Annotated in this window: 20 protein-coding genes; 12 read left to right on the top strand and 8 right to left on the bottom strand. The window is 66.5% G+C overall.

The features are described 5' to 3' along the window. The first annotated feature begins 214 nt into the window (after window positions 1-214). The 4 genes from ACZZZD_RS12565 to ACZZZD_RS12550 are packed head-to-tail and all read left to right on the top strand — an operon-like array spanning window position 215 to window position 5,112. Window positions 215-1,696 carry a sensor histidine kinase gene (locus tag ACZZZD_RS12565; RefSeq protein WP_463435475.1) on the top strand — a complete coding sequence of 494 codons (1,482 nt, stop codon included), beginning with the start codon at window positions 215-217 and terminating at the stop codon, window positions 1,694-1,696. After that, entirely contained in the window at window positions 1,693-2,304 is a 612-nt protein-coding gene (gene fixJ, locus ACZZZD_RS12560) for a response regulator FixJ (protein ID WP_463435473.1), read from the top strand. Before ACZZZD_RS12565 ends, fixJ begins: the two co-directional genes overlap by 4 nt. Before the next feature lie 34 nt (window positions 2,305-2,338). Beyond that, entirely contained in the window at window positions 2,339-4,840 is a 2,502-nt protein-coding gene (locus ACZZZD_RS12555) for a helicase-related protein (protein ID WP_463435471.1), read from the top strand. After that, window positions 4,837-5,112: an RNA-binding S4 domain-containing protein gene (locus tag ACZZZD_RS12550; protein WP_463435469.1), complete on the top strand. Its 276-nt coding sequence runs from the start codon at window positions 4,837-4,839 to the stop codon at window positions 5,110-5,112. Before ACZZZD_RS12555 ends, ACZZZD_RS12550 begins: the two co-directional genes overlap by 4 nt. A gap of 33 nt (window positions 5,113-5,145) precedes the next feature. Here ACZZZD_RS12550 and ACZZZD_RS12545 read toward each other — a convergent pair whose 3' ends face one another. Further along, window positions 5,146-5,772 carry a YceI family protein gene (locus ACZZZD_RS12545; RefSeq protein WP_463435468.1) on the bottom strand — a complete coding sequence of 209 codons (627 nt, stop codon included), beginning with the start codon at window positions 5,770-5,772 and terminating at the stop codon, window positions 5,146-5,148. A gap of 188 nt (window positions 5,773-5,960) precedes the next feature. Here ACZZZD_RS12545 and fdxA point away from each other — a divergent pair, with 188 nt between their 5' ends. Further along, complete coding sequence (gene fdxA, locus ACZZZD_RS12540; RefSeq protein WP_159846606.1) at window positions 5,961-6,302, top strand: ferredoxin FdxA; 342 nt, start codon at window positions 5,961-5,963, stop codon at window positions 6,300-6,302. 301 nt (window positions 6,303-6,603) lie between these two features. Further along, the gene (locus ACZZZD_RS12535; protein ID WP_159846611.1) at window positions 6,604-7,134 is read left to right on the top strand and encodes a CarD family transcriptional regulator; all 531 of its coding nucleotides are present in this window, start codon (window positions 6,604-6,606) and stop codon (window positions 7,132-7,134) included. A gap of 73 nt (window positions 7,135-7,207) precedes the next feature. Here the strand turns inward: ACZZZD_RS12535 and ACZZZD_RS12530 are convergent, their stop codons facing one another. Beyond that, window positions 7,208-7,717, bottom strand: coding sequence for a DUF3617 domain-containing protein (locus tag ACZZZD_RS12530; RefSeq protein ID WP_463435465.1), 510 nt, complete (start codon window positions 7,715-7,717; stop codon window positions 7,208-7,210). Window positions 7,718-7,910: 193 nt separating this feature from the next. Here ACZZZD_RS12530 and rpmB point away from each other — a divergent pair, with 193 nt between their 5' ends. Further along, window positions 7,911-8,210 carry a large ribosomal subunit protein bL28 gene (gene rpmB, locus ACZZZD_RS12525; protein ID WP_463435463.1) on the top strand — a complete coding sequence of 100 codons (300 nt, stop codon included), beginning with the start codon at window positions 7,911-7,913 and terminating at the stop codon, window positions 8,208-8,210. A 112-nt stretch (window positions 8,211-8,322) separates the two neighbouring features. Continuing rightward, window positions 8,323-10,041 (top strand): M1 family metallopeptidase, encoded by a 1,719-nt coding sequence (locus tag ACZZZD_RS12520; RefSeq protein WP_463435460.1) that lies wholly within the window; start codon window positions 8,323-8,325, stop codon window positions 10,039-10,041. Between the two features lie 154 nt (window positions 10,042-10,195). On the opposite strand, the gene ACZZZD_RS12515 is transcribed toward ACZZZD_RS12520, so the two are convergent. Next, window positions 10,196-10,972 carry a transglutaminase-like domain-containing protein gene (locus tag ACZZZD_RS12515; protein ID WP_463435458.1) on the bottom strand — a complete coding sequence of 259 codons (777 nt, stop codon included), beginning with the start codon at window positions 10,970-10,972 and terminating at the stop codon, window positions 10,196-10,198. Between the two features lie 202 nt (window positions 10,973-11,174). On the opposite strand from ACZZZD_RS12515, the gene ACZZZD_RS12510 reads away from it, so the two are divergent. Genes ACZZZD_RS12510 through ACZZZD_RS12500 form a run of 3 tightly spaced genes read left to right on the top strand, consistent with a single transcriptional unit; the run spans window position 11,175 to window position 13,459 of the window. Beyond that, window positions 11,175-11,702 (top strand): biliverdin-producing heme oxygenase, encoded by a 528-nt coding sequence (locus ACZZZD_RS12510; RefSeq protein ID WP_463436129.1) that lies wholly within the window; start codon window positions 11,175-11,177, stop codon window positions 11,700-11,702. Then, window positions 11,699-12,505 carry an ATP-binding protein gene (locus ACZZZD_RS12505; RefSeq protein ID WP_463435456.1) on the top strand — a complete coding sequence of 269 codons (807 nt, stop codon included), beginning with the start codon at window positions 11,699-11,701 and terminating at the stop codon, window positions 12,503-12,505. Before ACZZZD_RS12510 ends, ACZZZD_RS12505 begins: the two co-directional genes overlap by 4 nt. Before the next feature lie 45 nt (window positions 12,506-12,550). Then, window positions 12,551-13,459, top strand: a complete 909-nt coding sequence (locus ACZZZD_RS12500) for a DMT family transporter (RefSeq protein WP_463435454.1) — start codon at window positions 12,551-12,553, stop codon at window positions 13,457-13,459. Window positions 13,460-13,531: 72 nt separating this feature from the next. Here the strand turns inward: ACZZZD_RS12500 and ACZZZD_RS12495 are convergent, their stop codons facing one another. Beyond that, complete coding sequence (locus tag ACZZZD_RS12495; RefSeq protein WP_463435453.1) at window positions 13,532-13,735, bottom strand: cold-shock protein; 204 nt, start codon at window positions 13,733-13,735, stop codon at window positions 13,532-13,534. A gap of 196 nt (window positions 13,736-13,931) precedes the next feature. Then, window positions 13,932-14,693: an extensin-like domain-containing protein gene (locus ACZZZD_RS12490; RefSeq protein ID WP_463435451.1), complete on the bottom strand. Its 762-nt coding sequence runs from the start codon at window positions 14,691-14,693 to the stop codon at window positions 13,932-13,934. A gap of 113 nt (window positions 14,694-14,806) precedes the next feature. Here ACZZZD_RS12490 and ppk2 point away from each other — a divergent pair, with 113 nt between their 5' ends. After that, complete coding sequence (gene ppk2, locus ACZZZD_RS12485; protein ID WP_463435450.1) at window positions 14,807-15,556, top strand: polyphosphate kinase 2; 750 nt, start codon at window positions 14,807-14,809, stop codon at window positions 15,554-15,556. Window positions 15,557-15,562: 6 nt separating this feature from the next. Here ppk2 and ACZZZD_RS12480 read toward each other — a convergent pair whose 3' ends face one another. The 3 genes from ACZZZD_RS12480 to tsaD are packed head-to-tail and all read right to left on the bottom strand — an operon-like array spanning window position 15,563 to window position 18,085. Beyond that, window positions 15,563-15,940: a Rieske (2Fe-2S) protein gene (locus ACZZZD_RS12480; RefSeq protein WP_463435449.1), complete on the bottom strand. Its 378-nt coding sequence runs from the start codon at window positions 15,938-15,940 to the stop codon at window positions 15,563-15,565. Beyond that, window positions 15,933-16,931: an NAD(P)H-dependent glycerol-3-phosphate dehydrogenase gene (locus ACZZZD_RS12475; protein ID WP_463436127.1), complete on the bottom strand. Its 999-nt coding sequence runs from the start codon at window positions 16,929-16,931 to the stop codon at window positions 15,933-15,935. The genes ACZZZD_RS12480 and ACZZZD_RS12475 overlap by 8 nt, the downstream gene beginning before the upstream one ends. A 26-nt stretch (window positions 16,932-16,957) precedes the next feature. Next, window positions 16,958-18,085 (bottom strand): tRNA (adenosine(37)-N6)-threonylcarbamoyltransferase complex transferase subunit TsaD, encoded by a 1,128-nt coding sequence (gene tsaD, locus ACZZZD_RS12470; protein WP_463436125.1) that lies wholly within the window; start codon window positions 18,083-18,085, stop codon window positions 16,958-16,960. Between the last annotated feature and the right edge of the window lie 37 nt (window positions 18,086-18,122).

The following is an 18,122-nucleotide window of genomic DNA, read 5'->3' as shown; positions in this document are numbered from 1 at the left end:
GTATGCATTCTGCACTCCAAGGATGAGGCGATGATTAATATTAAATCTGAACCACGGCTTAGGTAGGATTGCGTAAGAACGGCGACGCTTGGCGTGCGGACATCGCCAGCGGCCGATTACGTATTTTCACGCATAGCTAAAGGGCCTATGGTAAATACGTCAAAAAGACGACAGGAAGGACGTCGTTGGTTCTGATGTTTCGAGATACTGCGTAGTGAAGCGTGAAAACGCAGCCCCTCTACGATTTGGCCCGCCGGGTATTGTGTTGCGTCGCACAAAAACTTGGTGGGGAGGCATCATCGTCGCCTGCGCTGCAGTATTGTTCGCTTCGGTGATACGCCTCGCGCTCGAACCCTTGGGACATTTTTATTATTTGCCGATGGTTCCGGCGATAATGGTCACAGCCCTGTTCGCGCGTCGGGCGGCTGTGATGCTTTCCATCGCTCTGGCCATCTTTTTGAACCTTTGGCTCGTTCCGCGCGAAAGCGTGTCCGACGCCGTTGTGAACGCCGTTCTTTTCGCCGTCGTGGCCTGGAGCATCGCCGAAGTTTGCCGACGGCTGACGGGCTCGCTTCGGACATCGCGAGCGCTGATGCGTGACCTGGCGCTCCGGGAGATGCTTCTCGATACCATTCTGACGTCCGCGCCCATCGTGACGCTTGATCGGACCGGCCGCACGCAGCGCGTGACGCCCGCCGCGGCGGCGCTGCTGGGCGTCGGCCGCGACAGGGCCATGGACGTGCCGTTTCAAACGCTTCTTCCAGGCTTTGATGAGGGGGCCCTGACGCTCGCACGGCATGGCGGCGAAATTCTCGCGCCCTCATCCGCCTTCTGGACGGTCGTCCATCCCGGCGGTGGTCGTGTGCCGCTGACGATCCACGCCCATGTGCTGCCCGAGGACATCACCCCCGAACACATCGTTCTGGCGCTCGCAGATCAAAGCCAAGCCGAGGGGATCAGGCAGCGTGAGCGTGACCTGACCGAAAAGCTCAACCACGTCTGGCGCCTGAACTCCATGGGCGAGATGGCGGCGACGCTGGCGCACGAAATGAACCAGCCCCTGACGGCCGCCGCTGTCTATCTGCACGCCGGGCAGGCTGACCTCGCCAAGGTCGGAGCGCCGGCAGAGGTCGCCGGTCGGGCGCTGGATCTGGCGAAGGCGCAGCTGCTTCGGGCCGGCGACATCATCCGGCGCATGCGCGAGCTCATCTCGTCCGGATCGCGCACCTTCACCGAGGAACGGGCATCCACGATGATCCAGGACTTGCACCCGCTTTTCGTCCTCATCAGCCGCGACACAGACGTTACGATCGAGATCGACGCAAACGCCGAGGATGATCAAGTCCTGGCGGATCGTATCCAGTTGCAGCAGGCCCTGGCCAATCTGGTCCGGAACGCTGTGGACGCCGTGATCGGACGCTCAGACGGCCATGTCTCCGTTCTCGGCCGCTCGCTCGGCTCCGAAGGTTATGAAATCGCCGTCGAGGACAATGGCCGCGGCATTCCCACGGATCAGCAAGACAGCATCTTTCACCCCATGCTCTCGACCAAGGCAGGCGGCATGGGCCTGGGTCTGTCGGTGACCCGCTCAATCGTGGAAAGCCACGGCGGCGCTCTGATAGTCGGCCGCAGCAAACTGGGCGGCGCCGCCTTCACCTTCCGCCTGCCCCACAGCCCGGAGCTCGACGCCGCATGAACGCGCATTCCGTCTTCATCGTCGATGACGACCCAGCCATGCGGGACTCGCTCGTCCTCATGTTGCGGGGGGCCGGATTTCGAGCGCGCGCCTTCGCCAGCGCCGACGACTTTCTGGAGAACCTGCCGACGGACAAGAGCGCCTGCGTCGTCTCCGACGTGCGCATGCCCGGCGTGGAGGGCCCGGAACTGGTGCGCAGACTTAAGACGATGAGGGGCGACAGCTGGCCTGTGATCGTCATCACCGGCCATGCCGACGTGCCGCTGGCGGTTCAGCTGATGAAGGCGGGGGTGGTCGACTTCATCGAAAAGCCCTTCGATCCCCAGCAGATCCTGAAATGCGTGAGCCACTGCATCGCCTCGCTGAGCAGCCTGGAGGCGAACCGAACGGCGCGGGATGAGGCCCAGAGCCGCTTGGCGACCCTGACCACCCGCGAGCGCCAGGTTTTCGACGCCCTGATCGATGGCTGTTCGAACAAGGAAATCGCGCTGCGCCTTGAGATCAGCCCCCGCACGGTGGAGATTTTTCGCGCCAAGGTGATGACCAAGATGCAGGCGTCGAACCTGTCCACCCTGGTTCGTATGGGAATGCGCGCCGGCGACGCTTGAGCCCAAGCAGAATCGTCTCCACCTTAGGGCGGACATGAGCGACCGGTCCGCAGGCCTCGCCCCGTCCCGCGTCACCGCGGTCCTGGGGCCCACCAATACCGGCAAGACCCATCTGGCGGTCGAGCGGATGCTGGGTCACGCCTCGGGCATGATCGGCCTGCCGCTGCGCCTTCTCGCCCGCGAGATCTACGAGCGGATCGTGCGCCAGCGCGGCGCCGCCGCCGTCGCCCTGATCACGGGCGAGGAAAAGATCGTCCCGCCGCGCCCCCACTATTTCGTCTGCACCGTCGAAGCCATGCCGCTGGAGCGGTCGGTCGAGTTTCTGGCCATCGACGAAATCCAGCTGGTCGCCGATCCCGAGCGCGGTCACGTCTTCACCCAGCGGCTGCTGCACGCGCGGGGCCGGTTCGAGACCATGTTCCTGGGCGCCGGCACCATGGAGCCGCTGATCCGCCGCCTGGTCCCGGATGTGGAGATCGTGACGCGGGATCGCCTGTCCACGCTATCCTATGCCGGATCCAAGAAGCTGACCCGCCTGCCCCGCCGCAGCGCCATCGTCGCGTTCAGCACTGAGCGGGTCTACGCCATCGCCGAACTGATCCGGCGTCAGAGGGGCGGCGCGGCCGTGGTCATGGGTTCGCTCAGCCCTCGCACCCGCAACGCCCAGGTCGCCCTGTATCAGTCCGGCGAGGTCGATTTCCTGGTCGCCACCGACGCCATCGGCATGGGATTGAACATGGACGTGGACCATGTCGCCTTTGCGGGTCTGCGCAAGTTCGACGGTCGGCGGACCCGTTGGCTGCACGCCCACGAGATCGGCCAGATCGCCGGGCGCGCCGGGCGCCACCTGCGCGATGGCACATTCGGCGTCACGGCCGAGGCCGAAGATCTGGACGCCGATCTCGTGGAACAGGTGGTCGAGCATCGCTTCGATCCAGTCGAAGCCGCCGAATGGCGCAACGGCAAGCTCGATTTCGACACCCTGCCCGACCTGCTGCGGTCCCTGACGGTCACGCCCCAGCGGATCGGTCTGAACCTGACCGGGGAAGCGCTGGACGAAACCCTGCTGCGTCGTCTGATCAAGGACGAGGAGGTGGCCCGCATCGGCCGGTCGCGCGGGGCCATCATGCGGCTGTGGGAAGCCTGCCAGCTGCCCGACTTCCAGAAGACGACGCTGGACGAGCATGCGCGGCTGGCCAAGGACGTCTTCCATGCCCTGACCGGCAAGCGGGGTCGGCTGACCGACGACTGGATGGCGCCCCGCTTCGCCTTCGTGGATCGCGACGACGGCCAGATCGACCAGCTGTCGGCGCGGCTCTCGGCCGTTCGCACCCTGTCCTACATCGCCAACCGGCCCGACTGGGTCCACGACGCGCAAGGCTGGCGCGACAAGACCCGGGCGCTGGAGGACCGGCTGTCTGACGTGCTGCACGAGCGCCTGACCGCCCGGTTCGTGGATCGTCGCACCACCGCCCTGATGCGCGCCCTGAACGTGCGTGACGACAGTTTCTCAGGTCTTGGCGCCGGGGTCGCCGACGACGGCGAGGTCACGGTCGAGGGTCAGGTCGTGGGTCAACTGGAAGGCGTCCGCTTCCAGATGGAGAAGGGCGCCTCGGCGCTGGAGGATCGCACCCTGCGTCAGGCGGCGGTCCGCGCCGTGACGCCCGAGATCAATCGCAGGCTGGGTCGGCTGGCGGCCGAGACCGATGAGGCCTTTTCCGTCACGCCGGACGGGGCGGTGCTGTGGCGCGGCGTGCTGACGGCCCAGATCGTGGCCACGCCGCAGGGGGTCGATCCGTTCTCGCCTCAGGTGCGGCTGTTGGGCGAACTGGGGCCGACGCCGGCGCGAGAACGGGCGCGTCGCCGTATCGAGGCCTGGCTGGCATCGGAGGCGGGCCGCGCGCTGCGCGATCTTCGCCGCCTGCGCCAAGCGGTGGAATCGGGGGCGCTGAAGGGCCTGCCGCGCGGCATCGCCTTCCGCCTGATCGAGGCCGGTGGACTGATCGACCGACGCGAGGTCGAACGTGATCTGGCGGCCCTCAGCCAGGTCGAGCGACGCACGCTGAAGAGCTTCGCCATTCGCGTCGGCGTCCACTCCATCTGGCTGCCCGGCCTGCAGAAGCCCCGCGCCCGACATTTCGCCCAAGGGTTCGTGGATGCGCCTCTGATCCCGGCGACGCCCGACCTGATCCCGACGCCGGCCGAGACGCCCTCCCCGCGCCTGCTCTCGGCCCACGGCCTGCGTGCGGCCGGCCGCTGGCTGGTCCCGGTCGAGACCCTGGAGAAGATGGCCGACCTGCGCGCCGGCAACCACGGCAGGCTGTCTGACGAGGCCCTGACCGACCTGGGCTGGAGCGCCGATCAGGCGAAACAGGTCATCGCCGCTCTGAAGACCGAACGCGCCCGCCTGCCCGACAAGCCCGGCGTTGCGCCGAAGATCGTCAAGGATTCGCCCTTCGCGGCGCTGGCGGTTCTGACGGAAGCCCCGCCGGCACGGCCCAAGCGTCGCCGACCGCGTCGAAAGGCGACGGCTTGAGCGAGGAGGCTTGTCGCATCGATCTGTGGCTGTGGCGCGCGCGGTTCGTGAAGACGCGGGGGCTGGCCGCCGATCTGGTCGAGCGGGGCGCGGTGCGGCTGACCCATCACGGGCGGGAGGCGCGGCTAGACAAGCCCAGCCGCTGCGTCCACGTCGGCGACCTGTTGACCTTCGCCCAGGACGGGCGCGTCACCAGCCTGAAGGTGGAGGCGCTGGGCGAAAGGCGCGGACCTGCCGAAGAGGCCCGCGCCCTCTACTCGCTTACGGCTTGATGGCTCAAGCAGCGCAAAGCGCGATAGCCCTACTTACTGCTTGAGAACGAACTCGCCCTCAATGTGCAGCTTCACTTCGTCGGACACGGCCGGCAGGGCGTAGTTGATGCCGAAGTCCGAGCGTTTGATGGTGGCCTCGCCGTCGAAGCCGGACTTGTAGGCGCCCATGACGGTTCCGGCGCCGTTGAACTGGACCTCGATGGTGACGGGCTTGGTTACGCCTTTCAGAGTCAGGTCGCCGACCACGGTCGCTTCGTTGGAGTCATCCGAATCCACCGTCACCGAGCGCGAGACGAAGGTCGCCGTCGGGTGGTTGGCGGTGTCGAAGAAGTCGGCGGTCTGCAGGTGGGCCTTCAGCCGGTCGTCGTTCGGCGCCACATCGGTCAGCGGAATGGTGGCCGTCAGGGTGGAGGCCGACGGGTTGGTCGGGTCCAGCTTCAGCTCGGCCTTCACGTTCACGAACTGGCCCGTATAGGTCGACAGGCCGAAATGGTTCACCGACCAGGTGATCTTGCCATGGCTGGATTCCAGGTCGTAGTTGCCGGCGGTGACTTCGGCGGGGGTCTTGGTCAGAGCGGCCTGGGCCACGACCGCGCCGCCGGCGGCGAGGCTGAGCGCCAGCGCGCCGGCAAGGGCGTATTTCGTGAAGGGCGTACGCATGGAAGAGCTCCTGTCGATATGACGGTGAATATGCAATCACTACAGTTGCGATTAAGCCTGGCTGTTGTCAAGTGGCGTCGATCCCGCTTGAGAACGTCTCTCGCCTTAAGCCCTGCTGTTGACAGTTGGTTGCGTGGCCGCCATGTCGCAGGCCTCCCGCTCACAGACCGACACCCGTTCTTCGCCCAATGACCTACATCGTCACCGACGCCTGCGTGAAATGTAAGTTCATGGACTGCGTCGAGGTGTGTCCGGTGGACTGCTTCTACGAGGGCGAGAACTTCCTGGTCATCGCACCCGACGAATGCATCGACTGCGGCGTGTGCGAACCGGAATGCCCTGTCGACGCCATCGTGCCCGACACTGAGGACGAGCCGGACGGCAAGTGGCTGCAGGTCAACGCCGAATACGCCAAGGTCTGGCCCAACATCACCGTCAAGGGCACGCCCCCCGCCGACCGCGAACAGTACGAACGCGAGACCGGAAAATACGAGAAATACTTCAGCACCAAGCCGGGCAAGGGTTCCTGACTTAGAGCCCGGCGACGATCAAGCCTTGCCGCAAATCCGCGTCCGCCCTGTGGACGTTTTGAAATTCCGCAGATTTGTGATAGGTTCTGTTTCATTGGATCGGGCGGTCCGCGAAATCTTCGCGCCGCCCGTGTTTGCGACAGCATCCCGCCCACAGACGGGATCGGCCAGAGGTTTGGTGATCCGTTTCCGCATTTGACGTCCAGCATCATCCCCTCCGACGGAGCGATCCGGCGGATGAGATCCTGTTTGCGTTTCCTGCGCCTTCGCGTCGCCCGGCCCTGACCGGGAAAGGACGATTATGACGAGCAAGACTGGTCTGGAGTTCAAGGTTGGCGACGCGGTCGTCTATCCGGCGCACGGCGTCGGTAAAGTCGCAGCGGTCGAGGTCCAGGAAGTCGCGGGCATGTCGCTGGAAGTCTATGTCGTGACCTTCGACCACGAGAAGATGACCCTGCGCGTTCCGACCAAGAAGGCCGCGACGGCCGGCCTGCGTTCGCTGGCCGCCGACGATGTCGTGACCAAGGCCCTGACAACCCTGAAGGGCCGCGCCCGCATCAAGCGCACCATGTGGTCGCGTCGCGCCCAGGAATACGAAGCCAAGATCAACTCGGGCGACCTGATCTCCATCGCCGAAGTGGTTCGCGACCTGCACCGCGCCGACACCCAGCCGGAACAGTCCTATTCGGAGCGCCAGCTCTATGAATCGGCGCTGGACCGCATGGCCCGCGAAGTCGCCGCCGCCAACAAGATCGACAAGGACGCCGCCGTCGAGCTGCTCGCCAAGTCGCTCAGCGCCAAGAAGCCGATCCCGACCGCCGAAGCCGCTTAGGCTTCGACCTCGGACGAAAGAAAAGGCCCCGGATCGCTCCGGGGCCTTTTTTGTTGCTCGGCCGGGTGAGCCTTCAGAAATACTCGGCGTTGGCCGGGCACTGGGCGCTGATGCGGCGTGCGGTGATGCTGGCGGGAATATAGGGGGTGCCGCGCACGATCTGGGCGCCGCCGCGGAAGCTGAAGCTGGTGTCCGTATAGGTCCCGTTCAGTCGCACGGCGATGCGGCGATTCTTGTGATCGGAACACGTGCCTTCAAAACGCGCATTGCCGCCGCCGACCACCCGGGTCGGATAGGTGCAGCGCCACTTGTTGGTCGACAGGCCGCCGAAGAAGCGGTTGATCTCGCTGGGCCGAACGCAGCGCTGGAGCGTGTCGCGTTGGCCCACGGCGCTGGTGGTGTATTCCCAATAGCCGGGCAGGACTTCGGACTGGGCGGGCGTTTGGGCGGGCGCGATGGCGGGCGAGGCCAGCATGAAGCCGCCGGCGATCACCGGGGCCAGGACGGCGAGCGCGCGCTTGGGCAGGCGGTCGATCAACGACGGACGGGACATGGCGGCCTTCTGTTCTGCTTTGGTCTGCATGGTATGACCCATACAGCGCGGCATTTGAATGACGGCTGAACGAACCGTCTGGATCATGCGTCCAGACTCAGCTTGACGCCGAACCGCCTCTTCCCTTATACGGCCCCCTCTCGCGCGGGCAGGTTCCTGCGCGCAACTGTTCATGCGTCTTCTCCCATGCTCGGGCTGGACGCCGCATCTTAAGGATCTGACGATGTCGCGTCGTTGCGAACTCACCGGTATCGGCCCGATGGTCGGCCACAATGTGAGCCACTCGAACATCAAGACCAAGCGCCGGTTCCTGCCGTCGCTGAAGACGGTCAAGCTGACTTCGGAAACCCTGGGCCAGACGTTCAGCCTGCGTATCTCGAACGCCGCGCTGCGCACCCTGGACTACAAGGGCGGTCTGGACGTCTTCATCGTCAAGGCGCGCGACGAGCAGCTGTCGATCGCCGCCCAGCGCATCAAGCGTCAGGTTCGCGCCAAGATCGCCGAGCAAGCCGCCGCCGCCTGATCGGCGTCTGCGACATAGAGTTCTGGAAGAGGCCGGTGGAAACACCGGCCTTTTTCTTTGCGCGTCACTCGGGCCGCGCTAAGCCTTCCCCGCCAGACCGAAGGGAAGTTCGATGCGCATCACGGTTCTGCTCGCCGCCGCGAGCCTTCTGGCCCTGACCGCCTGCGCCACCACCCCGACCGCCGCGACGACGCGCGAATCGACCCCCTACACCCTGGCCACCGACCAGCCGTTGACGGCCGAGCAGCAGGCGATGCGGTTCGACAAGGCCGACCTGACGATCCGGGTTATCCCTGCCGATAAGGCCATCGACGCCGTCGCCGTGCTGGACTTCACCGCCAAGGCCCCGCTGGGGGCCCTGGTCGTCGATCTGGATACGCTGCTGACCATCTCTTCGGTTCAGATCGACGGGGTCGAGGTCGCCGTCGACCGCTGGTCCAATCCCGAGGGCCGGCTGACGGTGCAGTTGGCCCAGATGCTCGCCGCTGGACAGTCCGTCGCCTTGCGCGTCGCCTATGCCGGTCAGCCGCGCGTGGCCCCTCGTGCGCCCTGGGACGGCGGCTTCGTCTGGTCCACCGCGCCATCGGGCGAGCCCTGGATCGCCACGGCCGTTCAGGGCGAAGGCTGCGACATCTTCTGGCCCTGCATCGACAGCCCGCACGGCGAGCCGGGCCGGGTCGATCTGCACATCACCGTCCCGTCCGAGCTATCGGCGCCGTCCAACGGCCGTTTCCTGGGCAAGGTCGATCACGGCGACGGCTGGACCACCTGGAACTGGACCGCCAAGTCGCCCAACACCTACGCCATCGCCCTGAATGTCGGTCCCTATGAGGAGGTCGCGGGCGAGTATCGCAGCCGGTTCGGCAACACCATCCCGATGGCCTACTGGCATCTGACGTCGGACACGCCGGAACAGGTCCAGGCCCTGTTCGCCCAGTTCCCGCAGATGCTGGACTTCTTCGAAGCCACCGTCGGCCCCTATCCCTTCGGCGACGAGAAGATGGGCGTGGTCGAGACCCCGCACCTGGGCATGGAGCACCAGACCATCAACGCCTACGGCAACGGCTACAAGATCGACGGCCGGGGCTATGATTGGCTGCTGCAGCACGAATTCGCCCATGAGTGGTTCGGCAACCAGCTGACCAACCAGAACGCCGACGACATGTGGCTGCATGAAGGCTTGGGCAGCTATATGCAGCCGCTCTACGCCCGCTGGCTTCTAGGCGACCGCTACATGCAGCGCGAACTGGCCAACCAGCGCGAGGGGTTGATCAACAAATACCCCGTCGTGTCAGGCACGCCCAAGACCGAGGACGAGGTCTACAAGGGCGATGTCGGGCCGGGCAATGACATCTATTCCAAGGGCTCGCTGATCAGCCATTCGCTGCGGATGCTGATCGGGGACGCGGCCTTCCACGAGGCGATCACCCGCCTGGTCTATGGCCGACCCGATCCCCGACCAGGCAATTTCGCGCCGCTGTATCGTTCGACGGGCGACTTCCTGGACATCGTCAATGTGGTGACGGGCCAGGATTATGGCTGGTTCTTTCAGGCCTATCTCTACAATGCGGCCCTGCCGGTGCTGACGCAGAGGCGCGAGGGCGGGGTGCTGCGGCTTGAATGGACCACGGGCGACGGCGGGGTCTTCCCCATGCCGCTGAAGGTCGAGATCGATGGCGTCGTCCAGACCGTGGCGATGACCGACGGCCGGGGTCAGGTCGCGGTTCCGGCGGGGGCGCACGTGCTGATCGACCCGGAGAACAAGGTGCTGCGCCAGATGGATGTGATCGACGAACTGCAGGCGTATAAGGCGGCGCAGAAGCCCAAGTAACGACCCTTCTCCCATTGGGAGAAGGTGGCCCGAAGGGCCGGATGAGGGTCGGCCGGTGGGCCAACTCGCACCACCCGCCCCTCACCCTTTCGCGCAAAGCTGATCGCTTCGCTCTCAGGCGCTCAAGCCCTCTCCCAATGGGAGAGGGTAAGCATCACGCCGCCGCCACTGTCACCGACTGGCGCACCATCTGGCACCGTTCCTGGGTCGTCAGGAAGGCGATATCGGCGGCGTCCCGACCGCAGGCGATCCGCACCAGACCTTCGACCGGCGCGAGGCCCGTCGCATCGACCAGCCACCAGCCGTTGTCCAGCCAGACCTCGAAAATGGCGTGGAAATCGGGCGGCTCCAGCTGGTGGGCGAAGGCGCTGACCGCGCGCGCCGGAATGCCAGACGCCCGGCACAGGGTCATGCCCAGGTGGGTGAAATCGCGGCACACCCCGGCGCGGTCGATGAAGGTGCGCGCCGCCGTGGTCTCGGTGTCCGACACGCCGTGCTCGTAATCGACGTTGGCGGTGATCCAGTTCAGGATCGCCAGCACGCGCGCGCCGCCGGCCGTGTCGCCGAACTCGCGCGTCACGAACCGACCGAACTGGTCCGACGGGCAATACCGGCTGGGTTGCAGATAGGGCAGGACCTCGGCGGGCAGTTCGCCCCAGTCGTGCTGCGACACGCTGGGCGGCAAGCCCTTCAGCACGCCGTTCTCGACCACCGCCTCATAGGTCAGGGTGACCTCGCCATTGACATGGCACCGCAGCGTCCGGGCGCCGAAATCGACGTCCTCGTCCTCGTGAAACTCGACAGGCGGGTCGAAGGTCAGGGTCTCTTCGATGATGTCCTGACCCGGCCAGTGGGCCACCTGGATCTTGTAGATGGCGTCCGTGGGCGGATCGAAACGATAGACGAGCTCGGCGCGCACGCGCAGTTTCATGAGGGCCTACCGTTCCGAGCGAAGATGAAAATGGACGAGGCTGCTGAACGCCATGCGCCCTGGGCCGTTCCGTGTCCGTGACGCGCCTTCTAGCGCGGCTTGATGCCCGTGAAAATCGACACCAGTATGTTAGTCTGGAGCCTATGATCGCTTCTCCCGCCCTTCTCGCTCTTCGGGAAGCCGCCGCATCCGCCCATGAACGCTGGAGACCGAGGCCCGGATCGAGGCGCGCCTCGCCGACCGCACGACCCGCGCCTCGACGGTCCAGGCCTTTCACCGATTTCACGCCGGTCTGGAGCCTGTCAGCCACCCGCTGGTCGCTCAACTGAACATTGATGTCGGCGGCGGGTTCGCGCCCCGCTCTCGCAACGACGGCATCGCCCAGGACCTCGCGACGCTCGACGTCCGTGTCCCCGCGGCCGCACGTCCCACCCCGCCGACAACGGCCGGGGCTGCATTGGGCTGGGTCTATGTCGCCGAAGGGTCGATGCTGGGCGGTCGAATAATCCGCCGCCGCTTGACGGCCGAAGGTCGCGATCTGGATGGTCTCAGCTTCCTCGACCCGTACGGCGAGGAGACCGGCGCGCGCTGGCGCGCCTTCATGGCCCTGTTGGACCAGGCCTGCACCTCGGGTCGGGCGACCGTCGAAGAGATCGTGCAGGGCGGCCTCGACGGTTTCGCCTTCGCCCATGAGACTTTGCAGCCCCAGACCCAAGACGCGGCCGCATGACCGAGACCCTGGACATGGCGGCAACCGCTCTGACCGAATGCGATCGCGAGCCGATCCACATTCCCCAATCGATCCAGCCGCACGGCTTCATGCTGGTGCTGGACCTGCAAAGCCAGACGATCAGACAGGGCGCCGGCGCGATCGAGGACCTGACCGGTCGCAAGAGCTGGATCGACCGTTCGGTCGCAGACGTGCTGGGCGATGTCGCCGATCGAACGATCCGCAACATGGCCGCCCAGCAGGAGACCGGCTTCGCCTGTCGCTGGCGTGCGACCAACCGGCTGGAATACGACGTGGTCGTGCATCGCGCCGCCGACGCCAATCCCGGTCTGCCCAGCGAGCGTCTGATCATCGAGGTCGAACAAAGCTCGCAGCAGGCGCGGCTCGGGGTCGAACTGATCGCCGACCTGGACGCCGCCGGCGCCGGCGAACTGATCGCGGACCTGGGGTCCAGCATGGGGCCGGACTGGGTCGCCGCCATCGAGACCGATCTGGCCCCCGTCTGCGTCGAGCCAGGTCGCGCCATCACCATCGGACTGATCCTGACCGAACTGATCATCAACGCTCAGAAATACGCCTATGACGGCAAGCTCGGCCCCCTGCGTATCGACTTGGAGGAAGACGACGCCTTCTTGCGCCTGTCGGTCGAGGATGAGGGGCGCGGCGGCCATATGGCGGGCAAGGGATTCGGCTCCATGATGATCAAGAGCCTTGTGGGCCAGTTGGACGGAACCATCGACTTTCGCGACCGCGCGCCCGGCCTGAGCGTCGTGCTGCGCGCACGGATCGATCCATTGGCCTGATCCAGCCTGTGGCGTCACGCCGCAGGGCGGCGTAAGAGCCGCGCCATGTCCGCATTGGCCTTTCGACCCTCCCCCCGCGCCTTTGCGCTGATCGTGTTGCTGATCGCCGCCTGCGTGCTGGGCCTGGCGCCCATCCTGGTGCGGTTGACGCAGACGGGGCCAGCGGCGGCCGGTTTCTGGCGTTTCCTGTTCGCTTTGCCCCTGTTGACGATCCTGGCGGCGCGCGAGCCGGGCGGGATCGCGACCCCGTCGAAATGGGCACTGCTGGCGGGCCTGTTCTTCGCGCTGGATCTTAGCTTCTGGCACTACGGCATCGTCATGACCTCGGTCGCCAATGCGACGGTGCTGTGCAACCTGACGCCGGTGGTGGTCACCCTGTTCGGCTGGTTCGTGTTGAAGGAAAGACCGCACCGGCTGTTCCTTGTGGCCCTGGCGCTGGCGATGGGGGGAGCCTTCGCCATGGCGGCGGGGGCGGACGGCGGACAGGGCACCAATCCGCCGCTGGGCGACATTTTCTCGCTGTCGGTGGCGGTCTGGTACTCTGGCTATTTCCTGGCGGTGAAGGCCGCGCGCGCCACGGCCGGCGCAATGCGCGTCACCTTCTGGGCCACCCTTCTGGGCGCGCCGCTGCTGTTGATCGTCGCCTTTGCCCTGGGCGAGGACATCATTCCCGCCGGTCCCGCCGGCTGGGCCGCCTGTATCGCCATGGGGGTCATGCACGTCTTCGGTCAGGGCGGCGTGGCCTGGGCGCTCGGCAAGCTGCCGGCCTCGGTCACGGCCGTGACCATCCTGATCCAGCCCGTGGTGGCCGGGTTGCTGGGCTGGTGGGTGTTCGGCGAGACCCTGACGCCAGTTCAGGCCCTGGGCGGCGCTCTGGTGCTGGGCGCCATCGTCCTGGCGCAGCGGTCGCAGAGGGCGAAACCCGACGGGCTAAAGCAGCGCGAAGCGCGGTAGCCCAAGAAAAAGAAAACGGGCGCAGGAGAAACTCCCGCGCCCGCATCTTAAAGCCTTGAAGGCTGATCGGACTCAGAGAACCTTGAGGTCGATCGCCGAGGTCTTGCCGCGCTGGCTTTCCAGCTCGTATTCGACCTTGGCGTTCTCATCGAGGCCCTGAAGTCCGGCCTTCTGAACGGCGGTGATGTGAACGAACACATCCGTTCCGCCGCTATCGGGCTGGATGAAGCCGAAGCCCTTGGTGGGGTTGAACCACTTGACCGTGCCGGTCGCCATGTCTGCGTCTCCGTCAACGCGCTTTTCCAGGCGGATCCCCCGAAGGGTGACCCGACAATCCATCTGGACAGCTCGTTCAGGCGAAGGAGCGAAACGCGGGTGTGGACCCCACGCAAAATCCGGACTGCATCGATGTTGTCACCCGGCTTTTCGAGACGGTCAACAGCAAAGCGATTCGCGTTGGTCCCATTCAAGATTAACGGCAGATGCCCCGCGCGGCGCCGTCGATGTGCAGATGGTTGGCATGGGCGGCGTTGTAGTCGGGGGTCAGAACGGTCGAGAACAGACGGCACGCGCCGTCGCGAACGGTGTGGAGAAACCGCGCGCCCGGTTCGCCTGCGGGCCCGTCGCCCCGCCAGTCGTTCAGCACACTGACGGTCCGACCGTCCTTCAGCGTGACCCCGGCGACGTCCAGCGCGTTGGCCTTGGCGTGCTCACTGGGCCGCTCCTGCTCGTTTTCCAAGCCATAGATACGGCGGCAGGAGTAGGTCCCGTAGTTCTCGACGCGGGCCGGCGCCGAACCCAGGATGTCGCGCGACGCCGGCCGCAGCACCTGCCGGTCCCAGATGACGTAGCGCACGGCCAGCGGGCACTGCATGACGACGCCCGCCGGCGCCAGCGGGGTCACCTCGCCGCCCGTGATCCGCACCGCGCCGCGCACGATGCAGAAGCCGCCGTCGTCGCGGTCGGCTGCGCGTTCGACCTCGACTCCCGCGTTGCGCAAGGCCTGCATACAGGCCTCCGTCGCGCTGTTCACCGCCTGGGGCGAGGCGGCGGCCGGCACGTCGAAGGCGGCGACCTTGGCCGTCGTGGCCCGTCCCAGCGGTCGATCCAGGTCCAGCGGCTCCCACGGCAGGTCCTGCGGCGGAGCGAAGACGTTCAACAGGGCGAAGGCCGCGCAGACCAGCAGCGCGAGCTCCCACACAAGATTCCACATATCCGCCAGATCGCGCTTCATTCCGCCCCGTCATGGGCCGACAGGCCCGAGGCGGTAACGCCCAGCTTCGCCGTCGGCTCCCTGAGATAAGGCCTGCCCTTGCCGCCCGCGCCAACCTGGCCCAGTCTCGATCCATGGGAAAGAAATCAGACGCCTATGATGCCGAGCTGGAGCAGATCCAGTTGGCCATCGTCCAGAGTCAGGTCTGGGGCATCGAACACGGCGCGCGCGTGGTCATCGTGCTGGAAGGCCGAGACACCGCCGGCAAGGACGGGGCCATCAAACGGCTGACCGAACATATGTCGCCGCGCCAGACCCGCGTCATCGCCCTGCCCAAGCCCAGCGACCGTGAAACCAGCCAATGGTATTTCCAGCGCTACGTCCCGCACCTGCCGGGCGCGGGCGAGACGGTGATCTTCAACCGCTCCTGGTACAATCGCGCCGGGGTCGAACCGGTGATGGGATACTGCACGCCCGAACAGTATGCCCAGTTCATCACCGACGCGCCCCGCTTCGAACGGATGCTGACGGACGACGGGATCGTGCTGATCAAGATATGGCTCGATATCTCGCGCAAGGAGCAGGCAAAGCGGCTGAGCGAGCGACGAACCGATCCGCTGAAACAGTTCAAGCTGTCATCGCTGGACGCCGAGGCCCAGACGCGCTTCGACGCCTATTCCGACGCCCGCGACCGCATGCTGGAGGAAACGGATCGTCCGTTCGCGCCCTGGATGGTCGTGGCCACCGACGACAAGAAGACAGCGCGGCTGAACATCGGGCGCTACGTCCTGTCAGTGCTGGGCCACACCGAGATCGAGGTGAAGACGCCGGATCCTGACGTGGTCTTCGACGCCGCCAAGGCCAAGGGCAAGCTGGCGCGCTGATCGGCCTCAGGCCGTCCTGACGATCCCGCCCGCCGACGCGACCGGCCAGGGCGTCAGCCGCCCGCCCGCGCAGGGACCGCCCTTGCACTCGCCCGTGAGCGGCTCGAACACCGCCCCGTGCCAGCCGCACAGGATCAGCGACCCGTCGGGCGTCAGATAGCGGTCGATCTCCATGGCGATGGGAAAGCCCGCATGGGGACAACGGTCGACCCAGCCGGCGACCTGACCGTCCTTGCGCACGACGAAGCCGTGGAAGAAGGCCTCGCCGATCTGAAGCACGAAACCGCGCGAGCCTGGATCGGCGATGTCGTCCTCGGCGCACAAGGCGACATTGGGCGGCGTCTTCCAGACCCGCTTGCGCTCTGCCGGGACGTCCTCAGACACGCTCGGCCTTCAGCGGACGCGACAACAGGCCGTCGATCAGGCCGTCCACGTCGATCTCGCCGGCCAGCAGGGCGGCGACGCCTTCGGAGATCGGGATTTCCACGCCCAGGCGCGCCGCCAGTTCGCGCACGGCGGGCGCGCTCTCATACCCTTCTGCCACCGACCGCTTGCCGGCAAGGGCCTGTTCCACCGTCTGCCCCTGGCCCAGGGCCAGACCCAGGCTCATGTTGCGCGACTGGGGGCTGGAGCAGGTCAGAACCAGGTCGCCCAGGCCGCACAGGCCCGCCACCGTCTCGGCCTGACCGCCCATGGCGACGGCGAGGCGGGTCATTTCCGCAAAGCCGCGCGTAATCAGGGCGGCATGGGCGCTGCGGCCCAGTTGGCGGCCCTCGGAAATGCCGCAGGCGATGGCCAGCACATTCTTCAGCGCCCCGCCCGCCTCGGCCCCGACCAGATCGGTGGCCAGATAGGGCCGGAAGCCCGGCGCCGACAGGGTGTTCAGCAGCGCCTCGCCCAACGCCGCATCCGCGCAGGCCAAGGTCACGGCGGTCGGCAGACCGCGCGACACCTCGCCGGCGAAACTGGGGCCGGACAGCACGGCGGCCGGGGCGTCCGGCAGGGTCTCGGCCAGCACCTCGGTCATCAGCTTCATCCTGCCGCGCTCGACCCCCTTGGAGCACAGCACCACCGGCACGCCGGCGCGGTGATGGGGCGCAAAGGCCTTCAGCGTCGCGCGCATATGCTGGGCCGGAGGCACGGCCAGAATTACGTCGCAGTCGGCCAGGTCGGCCAGGTCGGCCGTGAATTTCAGCGCGTCCGCCAACGGCACGCCGGGCAGATACAGGTCGTTGGCCCGCGTCGCCCGCAAGGTCTCGACCAACTGCTGTTCGCGCGCCTGCAACGTCGTGTCCAGACCTGCGCGGACGCAGACCTGGGCCAGGGCCGTGCCCCAGGCGCCCGCGCCGATGACCCCTGCCGTGCGGAATTCCATACGCCCTCCCGAGGCTTCTTTATCGTTCACGCCTTGGCGCCTTTGCGGCCCGGCTTGTGCGAAGGATCGGACAGGGCGCGCGCTTCGTCCAGCGGCCATCGCGGCCGGGCGACGACGTCAATGTCGCTGGTCAGTCCCAGAGCCAGCCGCTCCGCCCCCGCCAGGGCGATCATCGCCGCATTGTCGGTGCAATAGGCCATCGGCGGGGCCAGGAAATCGAAGCCATGTTTCGCCGCCGTCGCCTGCAAGGTCGCGCGGATGGTCTTGTTGGCCGCGACCCCGCCCGCCACTACAAACAACCTGTGCTCATGGGTTTCGGCATAGGCGGCCAGCGCCCGCTCCGACCGATCCGACAGCTGGCGCGCGATGGCGTTCTGGACCGCGTCGGCCAGGTCGGCCTTGTCCTGCTCCGTCTCGCACGTCTGGGCGATGCGGAAGGCCGCCGTCTTCAGGCCCGAAAAGGAGAAGTCGCAGTCTTTGCGGCCCAGCAGGGCGCGCGGCAGATCGAACCGCGAGCCGTCACCGCTGGCTGCCAGCTTCTCCAGCGCCGGGCCGCCCGGATACCCCAACCCCAGGGCCTTGGCGATCTTGTCGAAGGCTTCGCCGGCAGCGTCGTCGATGGTGGCGCCGATCCGGCTCATGTCGCCGATGCCGCGCACCTCCAGAAGCTGGCAATGGCCGCCCGACACCAAGAGCAACAGGAACGGATAGGCTGCGTCCGCCCCCAGCCGGGCCGAAACGGCATGGCCTTCCAGATGGTTGACCGCCACCAAAGGCAGGCCGCGCGCCAGGGCCGCCGCCTTGCCGAAGCTAAGGCCCACCATGACCCCGCCGACCAGACCCGGCCCGGCCGTCGCCGCGATGCCGTCCAGCCCGTCATAGCCCATGTCCGCCTCGGCCATCGCGCGGCGCGTGACCTCGGCGATCATCTCGACATGGCTGCGCGCCGCGATCTCGGGCACCACGCCGCCATAGGCCGCATGGTCGTCGATCTGACTGTGAACGACCGAGGACAGGACCTCCGCCCGACCATTTGTCAGGCGCACCACCGAGGCGGCGGTCTCGTCGCAACTGGTCTCCAGGCCCAGCACCGTCAGCGCCCGGACATCCCGTCCAGTTGCTGACTTGGCGCCGCTGCTATAGTCGGCGGACATCTCCATCGGGTCGAGGTAGCGACCCGGCGACCGGTGC

Source organism: Brevundimonas sp. AC546 (assembly GCF_979258305.1).
Note: the sequence above shows the minus strand (reverse complement) of the source record. Positions and strands in the feature narration are given on the sequence as shown.